At 69.7% G+C, this 21,041-nt stretch carries 20 protein-coding genes and 2 pseudogenes; 15 read left to right on the forward strand and 7 right to left on the reverse strand.

The genetic code is table 11. The features are described 5' to 3' along the window. Window positions 1-479: 479 nt before the first annotated feature. The 3 genes from ACGFZW_RS33910 to ACGFZW_RS33920 all read right to left on the reverse strand — a co-directional run bounded on the left by ACGFZW_RS33910 (window position 480) and on the right by ACGFZW_RS33920 (window position 2,354). On the reverse strand, window positions 480-644 hold the full coding sequence (locus ACGFZW_RS33910; RefSeq protein ID WP_393897143.1) for a hypothetical protein: 165 nt from the start codon (window positions 642-644) through the stop codon (window positions 480-482). 11 nt (window positions 645-655) lie between these two features. Beyond that, on the reverse strand, window positions 656-1,141 hold the full coding sequence (locus ACGFZW_RS33915; RefSeq protein WP_393897144.1) for an MFS transporter: 486 nt from the start codon (window positions 1,139-1,141) through the stop codon (window positions 656-658). A 283-nt stretch (window positions 1,142-1,424) separates the two neighbouring features. After that, window positions 1,425-2,354 carry a LysR family transcriptional regulator gene (locus ACGFZW_RS33920; RefSeq protein ID WP_393897145.1) on the reverse strand — a complete coding sequence of 310 codons (930 nt, stop codon included), beginning with the start codon at window positions 2,352-2,354 and terminating at the stop codon, window positions 1,425-1,427. Window positions 2,355-2,483: 129 nt separating this feature from the next. Between ACGFZW_RS33920 and ACGFZW_RS33925 the strand changes: the two genes are divergently transcribed. The 9 genes and pseudogenes from ACGFZW_RS33925 to ACGFZW_RS33965 all read left to right on the forward strand — a co-directional run. Next, the gene (locus ACGFZW_RS33925; RefSeq protein WP_393897146.1) at window positions 2,484-3,485 is read left to right on the forward strand and encodes a fumarylacetoacetate hydrolase family protein; all 1,002 of its coding nucleotides are present in this window, start codon (window positions 2,484-2,486) and stop codon (window positions 3,483-3,485) included. Beyond that, window positions 3,482-4,441, forward strand: a complete 960-nt coding sequence (locus ACGFZW_RS33930; protein WP_393897147.1) for a cyclase family protein — start codon at window positions 3,482-3,484, stop codon at window positions 4,439-4,441. Before ACGFZW_RS33925 ends, ACGFZW_RS33930 begins: the two co-directional genes overlap by 4 nt. A 125-nt stretch (window positions 4,442-4,566) precedes the next feature. Beyond that, entirely contained in the window at window positions 4,567-5,700 is a 1,134-nt protein-coding gene (locus tag ACGFZW_RS33935; protein ID WP_393897148.1) for an FAD-dependent oxidoreductase, read from the forward strand. Then, a complete protein-coding gene (locus ACGFZW_RS33940) occupies window positions 5,697-6,716 on the forward strand; it encodes an amidohydrolase family protein (protein ID WP_393897149.1) in 1,020 nt (339 codons plus the stop codon). The genes ACGFZW_RS33935 and ACGFZW_RS33940 overlap by 4 nt, the downstream gene beginning before the upstream one ends. Before the next feature lies 1 nt (window position 6,717). Next, window positions 6,718-7,650 carry a VOC family protein gene (locus tag ACGFZW_RS33945; protein WP_393897150.1) on the forward strand — a complete coding sequence of 311 codons (933 nt, stop codon included), beginning with the start codon at window positions 6,718-6,720 and terminating at the stop codon, window positions 7,648-7,650. Window positions 7,651-7,736: 86 nt separating this feature from the next. Next, complete coding sequence (locus tag ACGFZW_RS33950) at window positions 7,737-8,696, forward strand: fumarylacetoacetate hydrolase family protein (RefSeq protein WP_393897151.1); 960 nt, start codon at window positions 7,737-7,739, stop codon at window positions 8,694-8,696. Next, the gene (locus ACGFZW_RS33955; RefSeq protein WP_393897152.1) at window positions 8,693-9,424 is read left to right on the forward strand and encodes an SDR family NAD(P)-dependent oxidoreductase; all 732 of its coding nucleotides are present in this window, start codon (window positions 8,693-8,695) and stop codon (window positions 9,422-9,424) included. The genes ACGFZW_RS33950 and ACGFZW_RS33955 overlap by 4 nt, the downstream gene beginning before the upstream one ends. Before the next feature lie 201 nt (window positions 9,425-9,625). Beyond that, window positions 9,626-9,748 carry a hypothetical protein gene (locus tag ACGFZW_RS33960; RefSeq protein WP_393897153.1) on the forward strand — a complete coding sequence of 41 codons (123 nt, stop codon included), beginning with the start codon at window positions 9,626-9,628 and terminating at the stop codon, window positions 9,746-9,748. Continuing rightward, window positions 9,730-10,785 (forward strand): annotated as a pseudogene (locus ACGFZW_RS33965) (IS256 family transposase); the annotation flags it as partial. The gene ACGFZW_RS33960 and the pseudogene ACGFZW_RS33965, both read left to right, overlap by 19 nt. Here the strand turns inward: ACGFZW_RS33965 and ACGFZW_RS33970 are convergent. Further along, entirely contained in the window at window positions 10,761-11,642 is an 882-nt protein-coding gene (locus ACGFZW_RS33970; RefSeq protein ID WP_393897154.1) for a class I SAM-dependent methyltransferase, read from the reverse strand. The pseudogene ACGFZW_RS33965 and the gene ACGFZW_RS33970 overlap by 25 nt on opposite strands. Window positions 11,643-11,781: 139 nt before the next feature. On the opposite strand from ACGFZW_RS33970, the gene ACGFZW_RS33975 reads away from it, so the two are divergent. After that, window positions 11,782-12,366: a TetR/AcrR family transcriptional regulator gene (locus tag ACGFZW_RS33975; RefSeq protein WP_393897155.1), complete on the forward strand. Its 585-nt coding sequence runs from the start codon at window positions 11,782-11,784 to the stop codon at window positions 12,364-12,366. A 265-nt stretch (window positions 12,367-12,631) separates the two neighbouring features. Here the strand turns inward: ACGFZW_RS33975 and ACGFZW_RS33980 are convergent, their stop codons facing one another. Then, window positions 12,632-13,141, reverse strand: a complete 510-nt coding sequence (locus ACGFZW_RS33980) for a winged helix-turn-helix transcriptional regulator (RefSeq protein ID WP_393897156.1) — start codon at window positions 13,139-13,141, stop codon at window positions 12,632-12,634. Window positions 13,142-13,234: 93 nt separating this feature from the next. Between ACGFZW_RS33980 and ACGFZW_RS33985 the strand changes: the two genes are divergently transcribed. From ACGFZW_RS33985 to ACGFZW_RS34005, 5 genes and pseudogenes are all read left to right on the forward strand, one after another. Further along, entirely contained in the window at window positions 13,235-14,005 is a 771-nt protein-coding gene (locus tag ACGFZW_RS33985; protein WP_393897157.1) for a class I SAM-dependent methyltransferase, read from the forward strand. A gap of 506 nt (window positions 14,006-14,511) precedes the next feature. Further along, on the forward strand, window positions 14,512-15,267 hold the full coding sequence (locus ACGFZW_RS33990) for a (5-formylfuran-3-yl)methyl phosphate synthase (RefSeq protein WP_393897174.1): 756 nt from the start codon (window positions 14,512-14,514) through the stop codon (window positions 15,265-15,267). 58 nt (window positions 15,268-15,325) lie between these two features. Continuing rightward, window positions 15,326-16,103 (forward strand): annotated as a pseudogene (locus ACGFZW_RS33995) (aldehyde dehydrogenase family protein); the annotation flags it as partial. Further along, window positions 16,100-17,206: an NAD(P)-dependent alcohol dehydrogenase gene (locus ACGFZW_RS34000; RefSeq protein ID WP_393897158.1), complete on the forward strand. Its 1,107-nt coding sequence runs from the start codon at window positions 16,100-16,102 to the stop codon at window positions 17,204-17,206. The pseudogene ACGFZW_RS33995 and the gene ACGFZW_RS34000, both read left to right, overlap by 4 nt. Window positions 17,207-17,286: 80 nt before the next feature. Continuing rightward, window positions 17,287-18,192 carry a class I SAM-dependent methyltransferase gene (locus ACGFZW_RS34005; protein WP_393897159.1) on the forward strand — a complete coding sequence of 302 codons (906 nt, stop codon included), beginning with the start codon at window positions 17,287-17,289 and terminating at the stop codon, window positions 18,190-18,192. Window positions 18,193-18,347: 155 nt separating this feature from the next. Here ACGFZW_RS34005 and ACGFZW_RS34010 read toward each other — a convergent pair whose 3' ends face one another. Further along, the gene (locus ACGFZW_RS34010; RefSeq protein ID WP_393897175.1) at window positions 18,348-18,878 is read right to left on the reverse strand and encodes an EF-hand domain-containing protein; all 531 of its coding nucleotides are present in this window, start codon (window positions 18,876-18,878) and stop codon (window positions 18,348-18,350) included. Window positions 18,879-19,634: 756 nt separating this feature from the next. Continuing rightward, entirely contained in the window at window positions 19,635-21,029 is a 1,395-nt protein-coding gene (locus tag ACGFZW_RS34015; protein WP_393897160.1) for a Mucin-2, read from the reverse strand. Window positions 21,030-21,041: the final 12 nt, after the last annotated feature.

The following is a 21,041-nucleotide window of genomic DNA, read 5'->3' on the forward strand; positions in this document are numbered from 1 at the left end:
GCCGGCTACTTCTGCGGGGCACTCTCCGCAGCCGCGGCCCCGCGACGGACGAAGAGCAGCAGTGCGCCGCCCACTGCTGCCGAGGACGCCGACGGCCGCGGCCAGGCTGCCAACGAGGCTGTCCAGGGCCAGCAGTACGAGCGGGCACACGAACTCGTCCCCGAAGAACGCGGCCAGCCACAACCCAGCCTCGGCTGCGGTCCGCGTAATCGAGCTTGGACATGGCCAGGGTGAGAAGGGAGGGCAGGAGGGTGCCCGTTCCGAGGCAGTTGAGGACGGAACCGACGACCAGAACAGTGGGGTTGCCGGCGAGGGCCATCAGCATGAATCCGGCCGCGCACAGCGCGAATACGGCGGGGAGCCTGCGCGCCGCTGGGCTGGAGAACTTGGTGAAGGCGATGGAGCCGTCACGGTCGCGGGGCTCGCGATCGCGGTGGCCGCCCCGATGGCGCCCGTGGATGCCACTCCCAAGTCGTCCATCAGGTATGCCATTTCGACCGGACGGTGTAGAAGACCATGGTGCCGAACAGGGTCAGCCCGCCGATCCCTGCCAGCCGCCGCACCGGAAACGGAGTCGGCCGTTGCGACGCGCCGGCGGTAGCCGCCTCACCGCCGGACCGCGGCTTGGGAAGGAAGGCGGCCATGAAGGGAGCGATCAGCAGGCTGACGGCGTAGATCCAGAACGGGCCCGCCAGCCGGCCGAACCCACCACTCCGCCGAGTACGAAGAAGGCCGTTGCGGAGGCGGAGGCGCACATCGTCTGCAGAGCGAGGTAGCGATCGCGTACGCGCCCGCTGTAGTGGTCGCCGAGCAGCGTGGTGCAGCAGGTCATGATCGTCGCCTCGACGACACCAACCAGCGCCCGGCTCGCGACGATCGCCCCGAGAGCATCGAGCCACAGCGGGGCGGTGCCGAAGACGGCGTACAGCCCGATCGCGACGACCAACAGCCGTTTGCGGCACAGCCGGTCCACGATAGCGCCGGCAAAAGGGGCGAGCAGGGTGAGCGCGAGGGCCGGAATCGTCAGTGCGACGGGAACCAGCGCTTTCGCACCGGCCACGCCGTGGAAGTGGTCCTGCATCCTCGGCAGCACCGGAGCGATGAGCACCGCGCCCAGTATCGGCAGACAGCTGCCGGCCATCAGCAGCGTTACGCGCAGCCGATGCGCCACACCCGAAGGTGCCCGGTGTACCGGCGTCCACAACGGCGGATGGGGTGGGGGAAACCGGTCCGGGCATACGAGGCTCCACATGGCGGCAACAGGAGGAAGGCGGCCTCTCCTCGACCAGGACACGCAACGCCACGGGCCTCGTCGCACCTGCGGGGAAACGGCCCGGAAGGAGCGGGCCTCGGCAACTGCCACGACTATGGGCGAGGCCGTCAGCGCTGCCTAGCCCCACGTCCATCGATATCTCGGATGAACCTCATTCGGGCCGTGGATGAGCCGGGGGCGAGGACGCTTGGACGGCGATCCGCCCGGCCGTCTCGCGGAGCCAGATATGGGCGGCGTCGTGCGTGTGCACGGGATGCCACCACAGGGCCTCCTGGACGGGTACGGCTTCGTAGGGGCACTCCATGACGCGTACGGGAGCCACGCCACGCAGCCGGTCGGCGAGGAGTTCCTGGATGAGGGCGATGCGGCGGGTCCCGGCGACGAGCCACGGCAGCGCCTGGAAGCTGTCGACGGAGACCTCCGTCCTGGGTTCGATGCCCAGCATGCCGAGCTGCCGGACCGCAGGCGCGTCGTACGTGCGCTGGTAGGTCACCCACGGCAGGCGGCGCAAGTCGTCGAGCGTGAGGCGTTCGCCCACGTCGGGATGGTCGTCGGAGACCAGGAAGACCCAGCGGTCGCGGTACAGCTCGACCGTGGGGAAGCCACTGATGACGCCGTGTGGCATGAGCAGGCCGTCGGCTGTGCTCAGCAGCGTCCCGGTGTTCTCGGTGACGTCCGTGGGCGTCTGCTGGAAGCGCAGACGGATGCCCGGGGCCTCGGCGTGGACCGTGCGGGCCAGCTCGGCGCCGAAGACCGCCACGGCGTAGTCGGAGGCGAGGAGGGTGAACGTGTGGGTTTCATGGGCCGGATCGAAGTCGGCCTGACTGGTGAAGACGCGTTCCAGCAGTTCGCAGGCGGTGGCCGTCCGGTCGAGGAGGACCTGCCCCAGGGCGGTCAGTTCGTACCGGTTGCCGACGCGGGAGAGCAGGTCGTCGTCGAAGTGACGACGCAACCGGGCCAGGGCGGCGCTCATGGCGGGCTGGCTCAGCCCGACGCGTTGCCCGGCGCGCGTGACACTTCGCTCCTCGAGGAGGGCTCTCAGGGCAATGACGAGGTTGAGGTCCAGGCTGGCCAGGTTCATGGTGCTTCCTCAGGTGCGATGGCTGCAGCTTCATTCGTCGCATGGATGGAATGCATCCACAGAATCGATTTCCTTTATCCGTGGTGCTCGGGCCAGATTAGTTCCCATCGCAATCGGGAGGACATCTTCGTGAAACCCGCAGCATCTTCCGCCCTCTTCTCCGGGCCTTTCGCCCTCGGTACGTTCTCCGTCCGCGGGTTCGGCACCCTTGCCTACCCGGGCCTGGTGGCGCCCGAGGGTGAGGTGCTCGACCTGCGCGCGGCGCTGGATGACCCGGACCTGACCGTAGTTACGCTCTTGGAGCGCTGGGACACCGTGCTGCCACGTCTGCGTGAGCTCGCCGCCTCCCGAACAGGGGACCGGCGACCGCTGGACGAGCTGAACGTGCACGCCCCGGTCGAGCCGCGGCAGGTCTTCCAGTCCGGCGCCAACTACCGTCAGCACGTCATCGACCTGGAGATGGCGCACCGTTCGCCCGACGACCCGCGCACGGAGGGCGAGGCACGGGCCGAGATCGCGGAGATCATGGACCGGCGTGCCGTTGAGGACCTGCCATACGTGTTCATCGGACTGCCTAGCGCGATCACCGGTCCGTACGACGACGTGGTCCTGCCCGACTGGTGCGAGAAGCCGGACTGGGAACTGGAGCTGGCCGTGGTCATCGGCAAGCCGGCCCACCGGGTGTCGGTCGAGGAGGCCCTGTCGTACGTGGCGGGCTACACCATCGCCAACGACCTGACCGACCGCGCCTGCGTCTTCCGCAGGGACATGCCCGCCATCGGCACCGACTGGCTGCGCTCCAAGAATGCGCCCGGCTTCACCCCGCTCGGCCCCTACATGGTCCCGGCCGAGTTCCTTGCCGACCCCGGCGACCTCCAGGTCACGCTGAAGCTGAACGGCGAGACCATGCAGGACGAGTCCACGAAGGACATGATCTTCGGTGTCGCGCGCCTGATTTCGTACGCCTCCCAGACGGCTCGGCTCCTGCCCGGCGACCTGGTGCTGACGGGCAGCCCGTCCGGCAACGGCATGCACTGGGGCCGGCTGCTGCGCGACGGCGACGTCATGGAGGGCTCGATCACCGGACTCGGTACGCAGCGCACCCGCTGCGCCGCTGAGGAGGCGTCGTGATCGACCGCACCGATCCCGAGGGCGCGATAGCCGAGGCAGCCAAGGCGTACTCGAACTGGGGGCGTTGGGGCGCGGACGACGTGCTCGGCACGCTCAGCTTCCTGGACGCCTCCAAGCGGCGCGAGGGTGCCGTGCTCGTTCGCGGGGGTGTGAGCTTCTCGCTCTCGCAGAGCTTCGACATGAACGGCCCGCAGAAGGGCTGGCGGCGCCGCACCAACCCGGTCCACACCATGCTGGACACCGGAACCGACGCGGCCCTGGGCAACCAGGGCTTCCCGCACGGCATCGGCGGCGCCGACGACGTGATCGCCATGCCCCTGCAGTGCTCCACCCAGTGGGACGGGCTCGGGCACATCTTCGACCACGGCAAGGCGTGGAACGGCAGGGACGCCGCCAAGACCGTCACCTCCGACGGCGACCAGATCACCGGCATTGAGCACATGGCCCCGTACGTCGCCGGGCGCGGCGTACTCCTCGACGTCGGCCGGGCCATCGGCGAGAACGGCGAGTTGCCCGACGGCTTCGCCATCACCGAGGAGCACCTCACCGCCACGGCCGAGGCGCACGGCGTCACCGTCGGCCGCGGCGACATCGTCGTCGTACGCACCGGGCAGCTCGCCCGCACCAGGCGCGACGGGTGGGGCGACTACGCGGGAGGACCGGCGCCCGGCCTCTCGTTCACCACCGCGGGCTGGCTGCACACCAGCGAGATCGCCGCGATCGCCACCGACACCTGGGGATTCGAGGTCCGGCCCAACGAGTTCGACGCCGCCTTCCAGCCGCTGCACCAGGTCGCCATCCCCCACATCGGCCTGCTCATCGGAGAGATGTGGGACCCGGACGCGCTCGCCGAGGACTGCGCCCGCGACGGGGTGTACGAGTTCTGGCTCACCGCCGCACCCCTGCCCATCACCGGAGCCGTCGGCTCCCCGGTCAACCCGATCGCCGTGAAGTAGCCCGAAACGTGCCAGGTGCGGCGCGTCCTGGACAGCTGCACCGCACCTGGTTCTTGACAGCACTGAGCCGGCCTCCAGTCGCCGCCCGAGGACCCGCGGCCCCTCACACGGGAGGAACCCCCAACATGACCCACACCCGTAACGTCCTGGTAGTCGGCGGAGGCACCGCAGGCAGCGCACTCGCCGTCCTGCTCCGCAGAGCCGGTATCGCCGTCGACCTCGTCGAGGCCAAGGCCGACTGGAACGCCACGACAGGCTCCGGCATCACCCTTCAGGGCAACGCCCTGCGCGTCCTGCGCGAGATCGGCGTCTGGGAGCAGGTGAGCGCCCACGGCTTCTGCAGCGACGGTGTCACCATCGTCACCCCCGATGGCACCGAGATCTTCACGCAGCAGGACGTGCGCACCGGCGGCGACGACCTCCCCGCCACCGTCGGCATGCAGCGTCCCGCGTTGCAAAGGATCCTCATCGAGGCCGTACGGGCATCGGGCGCCCGGGTCCGGCTCGGCTGCACCATCGACACGCTGATGCAGGACGCCACAGGTGCCGACGTCTCCTTCACGGACGGCACGGCCGGCCGGTACGACCTGGTGGTCGCAGCCGACGGTCTGAACTCCCGCACGCGCGAGCTCATCGGTGTCACCGACAAGCCCACCCCGACCGGCATGGCGATCTGGCGCACCCCCGCGCCCCTGCCGACCGGCGTCACCCGCACCCATCTCGCGTACGGCGGTCCGGCCTACATCGCCGGGTTCTGCCCCACCAGCGACACCACCGTCTACGCCTACCTCGTCGAACCGAACCGCGACCGGGCCTCCATCGACCCGGCGTCGTACGCCGAGGAGATGCGCCGCCTCGCCGAAGGCTACGGCGGATTCTGGGACGAGATCCGGGCGTCCATCACCGACCCGGCGCAGGTCAACTACACCTGGTTCGACCGGCATCTGGTCGCGGGAGCCTGGCATCGCGGCCGCGTCGTGCTCGTCGGTGACGCCGCGCACGCCTGCCCGCCCACCCTCGCCCAAGGCGCCGCGATGTCGCTGGAGGACGTATCCGTCCTCGCCGATTTGCTCGGCTCGCACGACGCTGCCTGGGACGACGACTTGCTGACCGCCTACCGCGACCGCCGCATGCCGCGCGTGCGGATGGTCGTCGACGCCTCGGTGCAGATCGGCCAGTGGCAGCTCGACGGGGTCCACGACGCGGACGTACCCGGGCTGATGGGCCGCACCCTCGACGCACTGAAGGAACTCCCGTGAACGCTCTCACGACGACCGCCCCCACTGTGGACGTCCACGCCCACCTCCTGCTTCCACAGGTGGAAGAGGCCGTGGCCGGACAGCCCGTCCTGGCCGAGGCCCGCAAGCTCAACGCCCGCCGTAATGGGCCCGAGGCACTGGCCGTCAGCGGACCTATGGTGCGCGACCGCATCCCGCTGCTGAGTGACGTCGACGAGCGACTCACCGCCATGGACGCGGCGGGCGTCGACATCCAGCTGGTGTCCCCGTCGCCGTCCCACTACCACTACTGGGCCGACGAGGAACTCGCCCGCACGCTCTACGAGCTGGCGAACATAGGCACCGCCTCCCACTGCGCCCGGGCCCCCGACCGCCTGTACGGACTGGGCCTGGCGCCCCTCCAGCACCCCGAGCTCGCCGTCGAAGCCCTTGACCACGCCCTGGAGCAGGGCCTGCTGGGCGTCGAGATCTCCTCCCACGCCCCCGGCCGCGAACTGTCCGACCCGGCGTACGAACCCCTGTGGGCCCGCGCCGCCGACTCCGGGGCGGTGATCTTCCTGCACCCCTTCGGCTGCACCCTCGACGAGCGCCTCGACCGCTGGTACCTGTCCAACACCGTCGGCCAGCCCACCGAGAACGCGGTCGCCCTCTCCCACCTGATCTTCTCGGGCGGCCTGGACCGGCACCCGGGCCTGAAGCTGATCGCCGCACACGGAGGCGGCTACCTCCCCACCCACATCGGCCGCTCCGACCACGCCTGGCGAGCCCGCCCCGACGCCCGGGGCTGCGCGCAGGAGCCGAGCAGCTACCTGAAGCACCTTTGGTTCGACTCGCTGGTGCACGATCCGGCCGTCCTGCGCGAACTGGTCCGCGCCGCCGGGCCGGACCGTGTCCTGCTCGGCTCCGACTTCCCCTTCGACATGGGTACCGACGACCCGGTGGCCGCCCTGCGCGCCGCGGGCCTGTGCGACGCCGACTTCCACGCCGTACGCGGCGCCAACGCGACCGCCCTCCTCCAGCTGGAGCGAAAGGACTGACATGCGTCTGCTCACCCACCTGCGGCACGTCGACCTCGCCGTGCCCGACTACGACAAGCAGCTCGACTTCTACTCCGGTGTCTGGGGCCTGACCAAGGTCGCCGAGGACTCCGGCATCTCCTTCCTGGCCACCGAGGGCTCGCCCGAGCAGTACGTCGTACGCCTTCGCAAGGCCGACGAGAAGCGCCTCGACCTGGTTTCGTACGGCGCCGCCTCCCGTGCGGACGTGGACGCCCTCGCCGAACGGCTCCTCGCCGGCGGCGTCCAGCTGATCTCACGGCCGGGGACGGTCGACACCCCCGGCGGTGGGTACGGCTTCCGCTTCTTCGACGTCGACGGCCGCACCATCGAGGTCTCCGCCGACGTCGAGGTGCGGCAGCACCGCAAGATCGAGGAGAAGGAGGCCATCCCGGTCAAGCTCTCCCACGTCGTGCTCAACTCCCCGGACTTGAACCGCACCAGGGCCTGGTACGAGCAGTTCCTCGGCTTCGCGCTGAGCGACACCCTCAGCTCCCCGCACATGGGCGAGGTCATGCACTTCATGCGCATCAGCAACCAGCACCATTCCATGGCCATCGCCCAGGGCCCGCACACCGCCCTGCACCACATCTCCTTCGAGATGCGCGGCCTGGACGAGTACATGCGGGGGTCGGGCCGGGTCATGCGGGCCGGCTTCCGCAAGATCTGGGGACCGGGCCGGCACATGGCGGGCGACAACACCTTCACGTACTTCCTCGACCCGCACGGCAACACCGTTGAGTACACCACCGAACTGGAGGAGCTCGACGAGGACACCTGGCATCCCCACGTCTACGACTTCTCCCAACCCGAGGTCACCGACCAGTGGGGGACCGCCAACGCCATGAACGAGCTGGTGGCGAAGGAGTCCTTCAACGACGTGGACCGCGGCGTGTTCGTCGCCCCGCCGGTCTGACTCTCCCTGGACCCCGGGAACGCGGCACCTTATGTCAACTGACTGCCCGCCGCGCCCCCGGTTTCCCACCCTCTGGAGCCCCTCTCATGCGTTTCGCCAGTTACGAACATCTCGGCCGTCGGCGTCTCGGCGTCGTCGAGGACGACGGTCGTCTGTATCCCGTCCCCGGCTACGACTCACTCCTCGACCTGCTCCGCACCGGCCGTCTCCACGAGGCGGGCGCCGCCACCCTCGACGTACCCGCCGGGCCGCGGCTGAGGGACGTGACGCTGCTGCCGCCTCTCAAGCCGCCGACCGTGCGGGACTTCGTCACCTTCGAGGAGCATGTGGAGGGCGTCCGCCGCTCCCTCGACGGCACCGCCGGCGTGCCGGACCAGTGGTACGAGGCTCCGACCTTCTACTTCACCAACCCCTACGCAGTGATTGGCGCCCACGACAGCGTGCCCATGCCCCCGGGCTCCTCGGTCCTCGACTTCGAACTCGAAGTGGCCGCCGTCATCGGCCGCGAGGGCCGTGACCTCACCCCCGAGCAGGCCCGTGACCACATCATCGGCTACACGATCTTCAACGACTGGTCAGCCCGCGACCTTCAGTCCGCCGAGATGAAGGTGGGCCTCGGCCCCTGCAAGGGCAAGGACACCGCCACCACACTCGGCCCCGTCCTTGTCACCGCCGACGAACTGGAGCCCTACCGCGACACCGACGGCATCCTGTGCCTGGCGCTGACCGCCGAGGTCAACGGCGAGGTCGTCGGCACGGACCTGTTGTCCAACATGAGCTGGACCTTCGAGGAAATGGTCGCCTACGCCTCGCGCGGCACGTACGTCATGCCCGGCGACGTCCTGGGCTCGGGCACCTGCGGAAACGGCGGCTGCCTCGCCGAACTCTGGGGCGTACGAGGCGAACAGTCACCGCCTCCGCTGAAGCCGGGCGACACGGTCACGCTCACCGTCGAAGGCATCGGCACCGTCTCCAACACCGTCGTACCCGGCGTGGACCCGACACCGCTGCCCACCGCCCGTAAACGCCCCCGGGCCCGGTCGTGACATCACTTGTCGGCAAGGTCGTGGTCGTCACTGGAGCCACCCGTGGCCAAGGCGCCGCCGAAGCCGAGGCCCTGGCCCAGGAGGGGGCCACGGTCATCGCCACAGACGTGACCGCCTCCTCCGGCTGCCGCCGCCTCGACGTCACCAGCGAAACGGACTGGGCCGCCCTCGCCACCGAACTGCACACCCGGCACGGCCACATCCACGGCCTGGTCAACAACGCCGGCGTCACCTGGCGCGCCCGCCTCGACGAGGTCACCGCCGACGACTTCGCTCGCGTCCACGCGGTCAACGTCACCGGCCCGCTCCTCGGCATCCAGCACCTCGCGCCCCTGATGCCACCGGGCTCCTCGATCGTGAACGTCGGATCCTCCGCCGCCCTCACCGGCCACTACCCGGTCGCGTACACCGCCTCCAAATGGGCCCTGCGCGGACTGTCGAAGACCGCCTGCACGGAACTCGGCCCACGCGGCATCCGCGTCAACACCATCCACCCCGGCTTCATCGAAACTGAGATGACCGCCTCGACCGGCCCTGCCTTCCGCGAGGCGCAGATACGCGAGACGCCGCTCGGCCGTACCGGCACCGTCGACGAGATCACGCCCCTCGTAGTGTTCCTCCTGTCGGACGCCGCATCGTTCATCACCGGCGCCGAGATTCCCGTCGATGGTGGCTACACCGCCCACGGCGGCGCCAAATCCATCTCGGACGCGCTTCGGAAACCCTGACAGGCGACTGCGCACATATGGACAAGGTCTACGCGAGCTGGCCCGGTGACGCACGACGAGGGTTGGCCCTGACCTGCGCAGCTTGTTCCGCGCGCGCAGTGAGTGAGCGAGTGATCTTCCCCAGCCGTACCCGAAACCTTCCGACCGGCGACAGGGACTGTAAGAAGAACGGTGTAACTCCTGATCATGGAGGATGCACTGATGACCAGTAACAACACGCCTGAGGACGAGAGTTCAGAGGTGGCTGCCCCGCAGTCGGCGAAAGCGGTGGATGACCAGCTGATCGAGGAGTTGGTGGGCAAACCCGCTCCAAGACAGTGCTGACCGAGGTCGGCCCGGTGGAGATTGCCGTGCCCCGTGACCGGGACGGATCGTTCGAGCCGAAGATCGTGAAGAAAAGGCAGCGGCGTCTGACCGGCGTCGACGAGATGGTCATCTCGCTCGCCGCGAAGGGCCTGACGGCCGGCGAGGTCCAGGCCCACCTGGCCGAGGTCTATGGCGCCGACGTCTCGCGCCAGACAATCTCGACCATCACCGACAAGGTCCTCGAGGGCATGGCCGCATGGCAGAACCGACCCCTCGACCCGGTCTATCCCGTCATCTTCATCGATGCGATCCACGTGAAGATTCGCGACGGCGCGGTCGCCAACCGTCCGGTCTATGTGGCCCTGGCCGTCACCACGGAGGGCCGCCGGGAGATCTTCGGCCTGTGGGCCGGAGACGGCGGCGAGGGCGCAAAGCACTGGCTCCATATCCTGACCGAGATCAAGAACCGCGGCGTGGGCGACGTCCTCATGCTCGTCTGCGACGGCCTTAGGGGCCTGCCCGAAGCAGTCGAGACCGTCTGGCCGGCCACGATCGTCCAGACTTGCGTGGTCCACCTCCTGCGGAACTCGTTCCGCTATGCCGCCCGCCAGGATTGGGACAAGATCGCCAAGGCTCTCAAGCTCGTCTATACGGCCGCGACCGAAGACGCCGCCTTGGAGCGGTTCGCCGCGTTCGCCGATACCTGGGGCAAGAAGTATGCGGCGATCGTCAGGCTCTGGGAGAACGCCTGGGGGGAGTTCGCCCCGTTCCTCCGGTTCGACACCGAGATCCGCAGGATCATCTGCACGACCAACGCCATCGAGTCCGTCAACGCGCGGATCCGCCGGTCGGTCAAGGCCCGCGGCCACTTCCCCAACGAGCAGGCCGCGCTGAAATACGTCTACATGGCGATCATGTCGCTGGACTCCACCGGCAAGGGACAAGCCCGCTGGACCAGCCGCTGGAAGACCGCCCTCAACGCCTTCGACATCACCTTCGACGGCCGACTCAGCGCAGCACGCCACCAACCTCAACAACCCCAGATACGCCGTTGATTGGACAGTCCCTCGGTCCGGTTCGCCGTGACCAGCCACGACGTGCTGAGTAGCCGGACGGTGCCGTCCGCTACCTCATGTGCGCGCAGATGACCCGTCAGGGTACGGCGGGCGTGGGATCGTGTGACCGCGTCGGCCTGTTCCATCAGGGCGCGGCCGGGGCCGGTGCTCAGCAGGAACGTCGCCGCGTCCTCGGCTCCGTGTCCCCATGTCCCGTAGGCCTGCGTCTGGTTGATACCGATGCCGGTGAATCCGGCCGCGGCGAGCACTTCGCGGATGCGGTCCGGTTCGGCTAGGGAGAACATGCCGGGCAGCCCCGGCCGTCCGAAGCCATCGACGGGCAGGTAGTCGCGCAGCGACGCCATCGCCGCAACCCAGCCGTTGAGCTTGGCATCGGCCGGGCAGACGAACGCCAGGTGCCCGCCGGGCCGCAGGGCTCGGCCGACGTTAGCGAAGGCCGCTACAGGGTCGGCGAAGAACATCACCCCATAGCGGCTGACCGCCGCGTCGAACGCGCCCTCCTCGAAGGGGTACACCTGGGTGTCCCCTTGAAGGAAGGAGGCGTTCGTGATGCCCTGCCGCTCCGCGGAGGCTCGCGCCTCGGCCAGCATCGGGCCCGAGAGGTCGAGGCCGAGTGCGTGCCCTTGGTGCGCTCTGCGCGCGGCGAGGTGTGTGGTCTGCCCGGAGCCGCAACCAAGGTCGAGGACCCGGTGGTCCTCGGCGATCCCGGCGGCATCGAGCAGTGGCTCGTTGAAGCCCTCGTTCACTGCGTTCCAGCGGTCCTGGTTGCGGGCCCAGTGGGAGCCTTCTGGGCCGTTCCACGCTTGTGCCTGTTCGGTGTTGATGACGTCCGGCACTGAGGGTCTCCTGTGGTGAGAGGTGGGGAATGGGCGTTTGCCCAAACAGTATGGGCGGGTGCCCAAGCTGGCAATTCCCGCTACCATCCACGGAGTTGTGCCGAGTGAGGACGGCGGCACGAGAACGGAAGAGAGGTCCATGTCACCGCGCGGAGTGGCGACGCCGGACGTACGTGAGCGACTGTTCGCGGCGGCCGAGCGCGTCGTGGAGAGGGACGGGCCCGGCGCGCTTACCAGTCGGGCCGTCACCACCGAGGCGGGCTGCGCCAAGGGGCTGTTGCATGCCCACTTCGCGGGGCTCGATGAGTTTGTGGCTGAGCTCTGCCTGGACCGGTTCGCACGGACGACGGCGAAGGCGCGGGCACTGTTGCAGCTCGCGGGGCAGGGCACGGTGGCGCGGAACCTCACTGCCGTCGCCCTCGCGCTGTTCGACTCCGCCGGCCCGGCTCTCTCGGGCCTGGCCATGAGCCGACCCACCACCACGCGGCGAATCCGCGAGTCCCTGGGAGGCGGGGCGCCCGGCTTCACCGCGATCGAGGAGGCCATCACCACCTATCTGGCGGCCGAACAGAGGCTTGGCCGGGTGGCGGAGGCCATCGACCCGAGCACCGTGGCCCTCGCCATAGTCGGCACCGCCCACCACCTTTTGATGACCAACTGGCCGGGCACACCTGACCCACGGCCCCCCATGACGCGCCTGGTGGCCACGCTGGTGGGAGGTTGATAGAGGTCGTTTCGCTTGGTCGTCGGGGTAGCCAAGCAGATTGTTGCTCATGGCGGTGACGGCGTCGGTGAGAGCGAGACGGAGTGCCGTGGTCCAGTGGCCGGCCCCGCCCCGCGTGCGAGGGCATCGTCGCCGACCGCCGTGCCGAACGGGGAGCGCAAGCGCCGTGAGCAGCGGTTGGCTGCCGGAGCACGGCAGCCGGCCCGGCGCGGCCCGTCCGGCACGTGTGGCGAGTGTGAGCCCGACCGTACGGCGGCCGCCGGATTCAGGCACCCTCCCCTCGTGCGGCGATCAGCGGTCCCAACAGTTGGGTGCCTGGCCCGACCCGTCCACCGGGGCCGGGCAGTTGTGTCGTGTCGGCCACCGTGAGCGGTTCCTGGCAGGCATCGCAGGCCACGACCGGCGTGGCGACATGCCCGCAGATGTCGTGGCGGATTCGGGCGGGCGGTCCGGCGGGCTCGGTGTACCACTTGTCACCCCAAGCCATCAGCGCAAGCAGGACGGGGTAGAGCTCCCGGCCCTTCTCCGTGGCCGCGTACTCCTCGCGCGGCGGGCTGGCCTGGTACTGCTCGCGCGTCAGCACCCCCTCGTCGACCAGCCGGGCCAGCCGCGCGGCGAGGATCTTGCGGGACAGGCCGAGGTCTTCCACCAGCTCGTCGAAGCGGCGGATGCCGACGAGGATGTCCCGCATGATCAGGGCCGTCCAGGCGTCGCCGAACAGGTCGGTCGCGCGGGCGATCGAGCACGCAACGGCGGAGAGGGAGGTACGGGTCATGGTTCCATCGTATCGCCCACGGGTTTCCTCAGGGAACTCGCACAGTGCTAAGTTCCTTCAGGGAACCTGACAGGAGCGTCGAGGGAGTCTGCCATGACCAGCACCCCGCACATCGCACTCGACTCGGCCGGACCCGCGTCCGTCGACGGCCGCCACATCCGGGCGCTGACCTTCCAGTCCTTACGGATGGAGTACCTGCGCCGCACGTGCGGGGAACTGAGCCTCGTGGCGGCCGGCAGCCGGGCACTCGTCGTCGGCAGCGGGCGCGGCCTTCTGGCCCGCGGTCTCGCCCAGTTCGGCTTCGAGGTCGTCGCCGCCGATCCGTCCCCCGCCGCGACAGCCCTCGCCCTGGACGCGGACGACGGGCTGGACGTCACCTACCTGACGGCACCCGCAGAGGAACTCGCCCTGCCGGACCGCTCCTTCGACCTCGTGTACTGCGCCGACACCCTCGAAATCACCGAACGGCCGGACGCGGTACTCTCCGAGGCGGCGCGTGTGCTGCGCCCCGGCGGGGCCTTCGTCTACGACACCGTGAACCGCACACTCGTCTCCCGCCTCATCTATCTCGGCGCCTTCCAGGCCTTCCCGGGCACACGGATCATGCCCCGCGGTCGCTACGCCGCACAGCGGATGCGCCGCCCGGCGGAGCTCGCCGAGGCCCTCGGTCGGGCGGGGCTGTCAGCGAGGGACGTCTCGGCGTTCAAGCCACGCGACGCACGCAGCCTCGTGCGCGCGACACACGGGCGCAGACGCGGCACGCTGACCGACGCGCAACTGCCGGAGCTGGTCGACATGGTGCTCGATCCCGAGGGCAACCCGCTGGTGACGTATTTGGGGTACGGGGTCCGCCGGGCACGGTGAGCAGGCTCGGCCCCGTCCGGGAGGCCGGAACTCGCCTCCCAAAGCCGGGTTCTGGATCTGTCTCAGTGGAGCGCGCACGTTGGTTACTGAACGGCGGCTCACCTCCACGCCGGGTCTGGAGCCCCCGCGGTATGACCGGCCGGCCTTCGTCACCGGCAGGTCACCGAGCCACGGCGCTCCCACCAGGCAATCCCTGTGAACCGTGAGGCGGGCCCCGCCGAATCGCCGGGTTCGACAGAGTGAACTGCCGGGCGGCTGGCCCTGACCAGCACACCGCCGACCGGCGGGGTCCAGGGCGGGACCAGCAGGACGAAACGCTGCCAGGGGTCCGGATTGTCCCGGTATACACGGCGCATCGTCATGGGTGTGAGCGCCCTTTGGGCACTCTGTGCGCCCTGCCGGTCCCCGAGGGTGACGGAAATGATGAGCGCACCGCACGCATGAACCAGGTGATCCGCGGTCCCCTGTCCCTAGGCCGGGTGGACTGGCGGCGGAAGGAGTTCACGGTGTTGCTTCTCATCTCCCCGGACGGTGTGGAGGAGGCTCTCGACTGCGCGAAGGCGGCGGAGCATCTCGACATCGTCGACGTCAAGAAGCCTGATGAGGGCTCGCTCGGCGCGAACTTCCCCTGGGTCATCAGGGAGATCCGCGACGCGGTCCCGGCGGACAAGCCGGTGTCCGCGACCGTGGGGGATGTCCCGTACAAGCCGGGCACGGTGGCGCAGGCCGCGCTCGGCGCCGTCGTCTCGGGGGCCAAGTACATCAAGGTCGGCCTCTACGGATGCACGACGCCCGATCAGGGCATCGAGGTCATGCGCGCGGTCGTCCGGGCGGTGAAGGACCACCGCCCCGACGCGCTCGTCGTCGCCTCCGGCTACGCCGACGCCCACCGCGTCGGCTGCATCAATCCGCTCGCCCTGCCCGACATCGCCGCCCGCTCCGGCGCCGACGCGGCCATGCTCGACACCGCCGTCAAGGACGGGACACGGCTCTTCGATCACGTTCCGCCGGATGCCTGCGCCGAGTTCGTCCATCTTGCCCACGCATCCGGTCTGCTCGCCGCCCTCGCCGGCAGCGTCAAGCAGGCTGACCTTGGTCCGCTGACCCGCATCGGCACGGACATCGTGGGCGTGCGCGGAGCGGTCTGCGAGGGTGGCGACCGCAATGCTGGACGGATCCAGCCGCACTTGGTCGCCGCCTTCCGGGCGGAGATGGACCGGCACGCCCGGGAGCACACCGCCGATGCCCGCGCCGCGAACTGACAGTCGGCATGCCGATGCCTGAGGCCGACCGCCTCCCTGGACGCAGGGCCGCACGTTTCTCCGCCGTCAACCCGGCCACCGGGGAGAGCTCCGCCGAGGTCCTCGACCAGCAGCCGGACGAGTTGGACGACATGGTCGACCGGGCCTGGCACGGTTGGAGCTGGGCGGTAACGACGTCGACGTGGACCGGATCGCGAACCGGCTGGTCGGGGCGGAGTTCCGCACCTGCGGGCAGGTTCGCATGGCGGTCAAACGCCTCTACGTCCCCGCCCGACTCCACGGCGAAGTCTTCGAAGCCCTTGCCCAGCGTGCGAACACCGTTGCCGTCGGGCCCGGCCGCGACCCCGAAACCCGGTCGGGACCGGTCAACAACGCCCCGCAGCCGGCCTGGGTCGAACGGGTCACGGAGCAGGCCCTGGCAGGCGGCGCCCGTCCGGCGCCCGGCGGCCACCAGATGGACGGGCCGGATTACTTCTTCGCTCCCACGATCCTTTACCGACGTCCCGCCCGACAGTCCGGTGGTGATCGAGGAGCAGTTCGGGCCGGTTCTGCCGGTGCTTCCGTACCGGAACCTCGACGAAGCCGTCGACGGGGCCAACGACAGCGGATTGGGTCTGGGCGGCTGCGTGTGGCGCACCGATCTCGACCGGGCCGAGGTGGTGGCCGACCGGCTCGAATGCGGCACGGCCTGGATCAACCCTCATGCCGAACTGTCCCTCGCCCAGCTCTTCGCAGGCTTCGAGGACAGCGGAGTGGGCGTGGCGGGTGGGCCGTGCGGGCTGGACGGATACCTCCGGCCGTTCATCGTCCACCGCCCGCAGGAGGCGCGACGATGAGGTTCCAGGCGGCCGTACTGCGCTCGTACGAGAACCCGTTCACGGTCGAGGAGGTGGTTTTGCGGGCAGAGCCCGACGTCGGCGAGATCCTGGTCGAGATCGCGGGCTCCGGGATGTGCCGGACCGATCTCGCGGTCCGACGATCCGCCGGTCGGAGCCCCCTGCCGGCAGTCCTTGGCCATGAGGGCGCCGGGGTCGTGGTGCGGGCAGGGGAGGGGCCGGACACCGCGATCGGCGTCGGTGATCACGTCGTGCTGAGCTTCGACTCCTGCGGACACTGCCGGAACTGCCGCGGCGCGGCCCCTGCCTACTGCGAATACTTCGCTTCCCTGAACCTCTTCGGGGGGCGCGAGGAGGAGCTGCCGCGGCTCGCCGACTCGACCGGTAAAGCGCTGGCCCCCCGGTGGTTCGGGCAGTCCTCGTTCGCCGAGTACGCACTCGTTCCGGCTCGCAACGCCGTACGGGTCGACCCCGCACTACCGCTCGAACTGCTCGGGCCCCTCGGCTGCGGTTTCCTCACCGGCGCAGGAGCCGTGCTGAACACCTTCGGTGCTGGTCCCGGCGACACCCTCGCGGTCTTCGGCGCGGGAGCGGTGGGCCTGGCCGCGGTGATGGCGGCCACCGCCGCCGGCGTACTGACCGTTGCCGTCGACCGTCATCCTGAGCGGCTGGCTCTGGCCGAGCGGTTCGGTGCGACCCCGTTACACGCCGCCTCATCCGACCTGCCCGAACGGATCCGGCGACTGACCGACGGCGGCGCTCAGCACGCCCTGGACACCACCGCCTCACCCCCGCTCATCAACAAGGCGCTCCAAGCCCTGCGCCCCACCGGCAGCCTCGGCCTGGTGGCACGCCTCCACACCCCGCTGCCCCTCGAGCCGGGCACGCTCGACCGAGGCCGCAGCATTCGCCACATCTGCGAGGGGGACGCCGTGCCCGGAGTGCTGATACCCCGCCTGATCGGACTGTGGCAGGCCGGGCGCTTCCCTTTCGACCAGCTGATCCGCACCTACCCGCTGGCCGGCATCAACGAGGCCGAACGCGACTGTGACGCGGGACGTGTGGTCAAACCCGTCCTGCTCCCGGAGAGGACAAGCCGATGAGCGAGGCACGCGGCACTGGGAGCTCACCCCATCCGACAAGGGAACATCTGGCATCCCCCACTCCCGCCGACGGAGGAAGCATGGCCGGCACGACGCCGCAGCGCACAGACCTTGAAGGCGTGGACGGAGGCGTGGGCTTGACCGCCCTCCTGGTCGCCGCGGCACGGGCGATCGAGACCCACCGCCACGACAGCCTGGCCCAGGACGCCTACGCGGAACACTTCGTGCGCGCGGCGCCTGCCTGTAAGGACTGGCCGGTGCGCATCGAGCAAGTCCCGGACGGGGACAGCAACCCGCTCTGGGGGCGGTTCGCCCGCTACTTCGGCCTGCGGACGAGGGTCCTTGACGACTTCGTCCTCCGGTCGGTCGGTGCGGGCGCCCGCCAAGTTGTCCTGCTGGGAGCGGGGTTGGACACCCGCGCCTTCCGGCTGGTACTGCCGTCCGACTGCGTTGTCTTCGAGATCGACAGGGCGGGCGTGCTGGCCTTCAAGCAACGGGTGCTCACGGACCTGTCGGCCGCCCCGAAGGTGAAGCGCGTCCCCGTACCGGTCGATCTGCGCGCGGACTGGGTCAGCGCGCTGACCACCGTCGGCTTCGACCCGGCCGCGCCGAGCGTTTGGCTGGCCGAGGGACTCCTCTTCTACCTGCCGGGTCCCGCCGAGACGTACCTCATCGACACGGTGGACAGGCTGACCACCGCAGGCAGCGCCCTGGCCTTCGAGGCCAAGCTGGAAAAGGACCTGCTGGCGTACCGCGACAGCCCGATCTACACGGCGACGCGCGAACAGATCGGCATCGACTTGCTCCACCTCTTCGACAAGGGGCCACGACCCGACTCCGCGGGCGACCTGACGGCCAAGGGCTGGTCCACCTCGATGTACACCCCCTTCGACTTCACCCGCCGGCACCGCCGTGGTCCCCTCCCCGAGTCGAACGACGCGCTGGAGGGGAACCGATGGGTCTTCGGACACAAGCACCGGCCATGACGTCCGCAGCGTGCACGACGACGTCCGTACGGGGGTTGAGGGCGGGGCCTTGCGGCAGGCCCCGCTCAGGGTGGGACACATCTCAGAAGAGGCGGCAGGTCGGTTGCGTGGGAGCGGTTGCCGCCCGAGCCCGGGGCAGCCGCTGACGAGCCTTGTCAGACCCGGGCGGTCACCAGCTGGTCGCCCGGGATCCCGGCCATGTCCGGCGCGTAGTAGTCCTCGATGCCGGTGGCCCACGCAGTCACGGTGATGCGGTCCTCGGCGTCCGGGCCGAAGGCGTTGAAGAGGGCGTGGATGTTCGCCTCCTCGAAGCCGATCGCCGTCATCAGCGACACGAAAAGGGGGCGCTCGATCAGGCCGTCTCCGTCGGGGTCGCCAAGTGCGGAGAGCGCCTCGGCGAACTCGGCGATCGTGGAACCGAAACGTTCGGGGTCGAGCACGAACGGACGGAACTCGTCCACGGTGATCACGCCGTCTCCGTTGGCGTCCAGTTCAGTGGCCAGCGTCGTCCAGTAGCGGCGGAACGCGGCCCGGATGGCGGCCTTGGCACCGTCGTCCGACGCAGCCGCTGCCTCCAGAACTCGGCCCGTCATCAGGTCGAAGTCGTCGGAGTCGATGACTCCGTTGCCATTGGCGTCGAAGAGGGAGAAGACCAGCTCGACCCGCTTGGCGGCCTCAGTGCGCATATCCATCACCTGTCTCCTGCGACCCGAAGATCCCGGGCCTGGCCCAATGAGGCCTCTACCTAACCGTGTTTGGCCAGAAGGTTGACGGTGAGGCGGTCTTTGTCACCGGAAAGCGTGAGTTCCCAGTCGTCGAACCGTGCATGTCACCGACGCGCGTGTGCTTCACGGCGACGTCTCACCATCCCCACGGGTGACAGATTTGAGGATTCGCCGGTCGACCGCCTACTTGGGCAGTGTCGGGCGTGGACAGGCCTTGGCATCGTCGGGGAGGGCGCAGACATGCGTTGGCGGACTGAGGAGTTCGGGTCGTCGCACGAAGGGCTGGCGGGAGCGGTGCTGGACGACGGCACCGAGCCCAAGCCGGTGTTTTTGGACGCCGGGAGCGGAAGGCACATGCACCAGACCACGGAGTGGTCAGCGTACGACGGCAAGTTGAGCCGGCCACGGGCGGAGGAGGTGCGGGGGTCGGTTTCGTGCGGTTGGCGCGGCACGAACCGCTACCCCATCGACTGGACCCAGCGGGACCACGACGGCCTCCACGATCTCGACACCTCCGGCCCACGCGAGGACTGGGCTCAGCACATCGCCGACGTCGAAGCACGCTCCCTACCACTGCCCAGCCGACTGGAGGAGCTGCTGGAGCGGCTGACGGGCTGTCACGGTAGTCGGGGCCGAGTACCGAGAGCGGTCGGAACCAATCGGCATGCAGATCTCGTGCGGTCGCCGCGTCACCCGCTTCGTCCGCAAGGACGGCTGTCAGGCGGGAACACCCGCCCGGTTGAGGACGGCGGCAATCTCGTCCTCGGGGAGCGCGGGGTTGGCACCCGCGCTAAAGGCCATTTCAGGGACGTCAAGGGCCTCGCGGAGCCGGTGGAGCGGCAGGCGCGGGTCGCCGGCCGCCGCCTGGCGCGTCCAGACCGCGGGGTCATGGCTGAGCCGTTCGATCAGCGCGGGCGTGGCGGCCGGGTCCCGGATGGCCAGCCGACGGTAGTTCCCGTCCGGGTGGTCCGCGTAGCGGGCGGCGAGACCCTCGCGGGGAAAGCGGGGGTGCGTCTCTGACATCCAGGCGGAGAACGTCCCGCCGAGCCTCGCGTACACACGCATCAGGACCTCCTCCGGGGTGTCGGGGTGGTGAATGCCCAGGCGGTTCTCCACCATCGGGTCCTCGATGCGCGCGAGTAGGCGCAGCAGGTCGGGCGGCAGGTGGGGGCTCTGGGCGGCGGCGCGCCGGAGCAGCGGGTGGGAGGAGACCGCGGCCCGACGCAGCACCTCGGGGTCGGCGAGCCCATCCCGGACCCATTGCACGCCGTCGCCCCTGTCGAAGTCCCCGACCGTGAAGTCGATCGCCATGCGCCGTGTCTCGTCCAGCTCGGGCCTGAGGGAGACCGCGAGCCGCACGGCCTCGTCGGGGTCGACGGTGAGCCGCTCCACGAGGTCGGCGGGCAACGACGGGTTCGCGGCGAGGGCTGCCAGGTGCGTCCGCTCGGCGACGCACCGCTCGGCGTCGGCGCGGACGAGGAGCCCTCGGCGCAGCGCCTCGACGGCGAACGTCGGATCACCGAGGAGTTCGGCAGTGACGCGTGCGTCCCGCCGGCACTCCCACAGCGCGGCCGCCCGCCGCACCTCGGAATCAGGGTCGGCCAGCAGCGCCGACCGCTCGCCCGGCGGCAGGATCTCCCATGCACGCACCGCGCGCCGGCGCGCTGCCGAACTGTGATGAGTAGCCATCGAGGCCACGAACGACGGTGCCAAATGGGGCGAGTCCAGCAGTGCCGTCCGGACAGAAGGGGCGGGGTCGTCGAGCAGGCGGACGCACACGGCGTCCGGGAGCGGCGCGACCTTAGTGCGCGGGTCGTATACCTCGGGTCCGTACGCAAGAGCAGCCCGCACCTTGGGAGAAGGATCGTCCGCGAGCCGGGCCCGCTGTGCAGACTCCGCCCTGGCGCTCATCGCGAAGTCGATGCGGGCGCGCATGTTCGGGTGGGCCAGGATCACCACAACGGCCGACTCGGGGAGTCCGGCCCGCTGGAGGGCGTCGCGGGGCGGACGGTCACCGTCCCCGTCGAAGGCGAGCAGGCACAGTAGCAGCGGTGTCGGCAGCGCCGGATTGCGGGCGACTCCGTCCAGCGCGGATGCGTGGAACGCCAGCATGATTTCCCTACC

Origin of the sequence: Streptomyces sp. NPDC048248 (genome assembly GCF_043201875.1) — a bacterium.
GTDB lineage: Bacteria > Actinomycetota > Actinomycetes > Streptomycetales > Streptomycetaceae > Streptomyces.

Bases quoted from the DNA above. Each gene is read 5' to 3' on its own strand.
- ACGFZW_RS33915 (WP_393897144.1), bottom strand. From the start codon at position 1,141: ATGGCCGGCAGCTGTCTGCCGATACTGGGCGCGGTGCTCATCGCTCCG.
- ACGFZW_RS33945 (WP_393897150.1), top strand. From the start codon at position 6,718: ATGCGTCTGCTCACCCACCTGCGGCACGTCGACCTCGCCGTGCCCGAC.
- ACGFZW_RS33985 (WP_393897157.1), top strand. From the start codon at position 13,235: ATGACCAGCACCCCGCACATCGCACTCGACTCGGCCGGACCCGCGTCC.
- ACGFZW_RS33950 (WP_393897151.1), top strand. From the start codon at position 7,737: ATGCGTTTCGCCAGTTACGAACATCTCGGCCGTCGGCGTCTCGGCGTC.
- ACGFZW_RS34015 (WP_393897160.1), bottom strand. From the start codon at position 21,029: ATGCTGGCGTTCCACGCATCCGCGCTGGACGGAGTCGCCCGCAATCCG.
- ACGFZW_RS34000 (WP_393897158.1), top strand. From the start codon at position 16,100: ATGAGGTTCCAGGCGGCCGTACTGCGCTCGTACGAGAACCCGTTCACG.
- ACGFZW_RS33975 (WP_393897155.1), top strand. From the start codon at position 11,782: ATGTCACCGCGCGGAGTGGCGACGCCGGACGTACGTGAGCGACTGTTC.
- ACGFZW_RS33935 (WP_393897148.1), top strand. From the start codon at position 4,567: ATGACCCACACCCGTAACGTCCTGGTAGTCGGCGGAGGCACCGCAGGC.
- ACGFZW_RS34010 (WP_393897175.1), bottom strand. From the start codon at position 18,878: ATGCGCACTGAGGCCGCCAAGCGGGTCGAGCTGGTCTTCTCCCTCTTC.
- ACGFZW_RS34005 (WP_393897159.1), top strand. From the start codon at position 17,287: ATGGCCGGCACGACGCCGCAGCGCACAGACCTTGAAGGCGTGGACGGA.
- ACGFZW_RS33910 (WP_393897143.1), bottom strand. From the start codon at position 644: ATGGCCGCCTTCCTTCCCAAGCCGCGGTCCGGCGGTGAGGCGGCTACC.
- ACGFZW_RS33960 (WP_393897153.1), top strand. From the start codon at position 9,626: ATGACCAGTAACAACACGCCTGAGGACGAGAGTTCAGAGGTGGCTGCC.
- ACGFZW_RS33980 (WP_393897156.1), bottom strand. From the start codon at position 13,141: ATGACCCGTACCTCCCTCTCCGCCGTTGCGTGCTCGATCGCCCGCGCG.
- ACGFZW_RS33920 (WP_393897145.1), bottom strand. From the start codon at position 2,354: ATGAACCTGGCCAGCCTGGACCTCAACCTCGTCATTGCCCTGAGAGCC.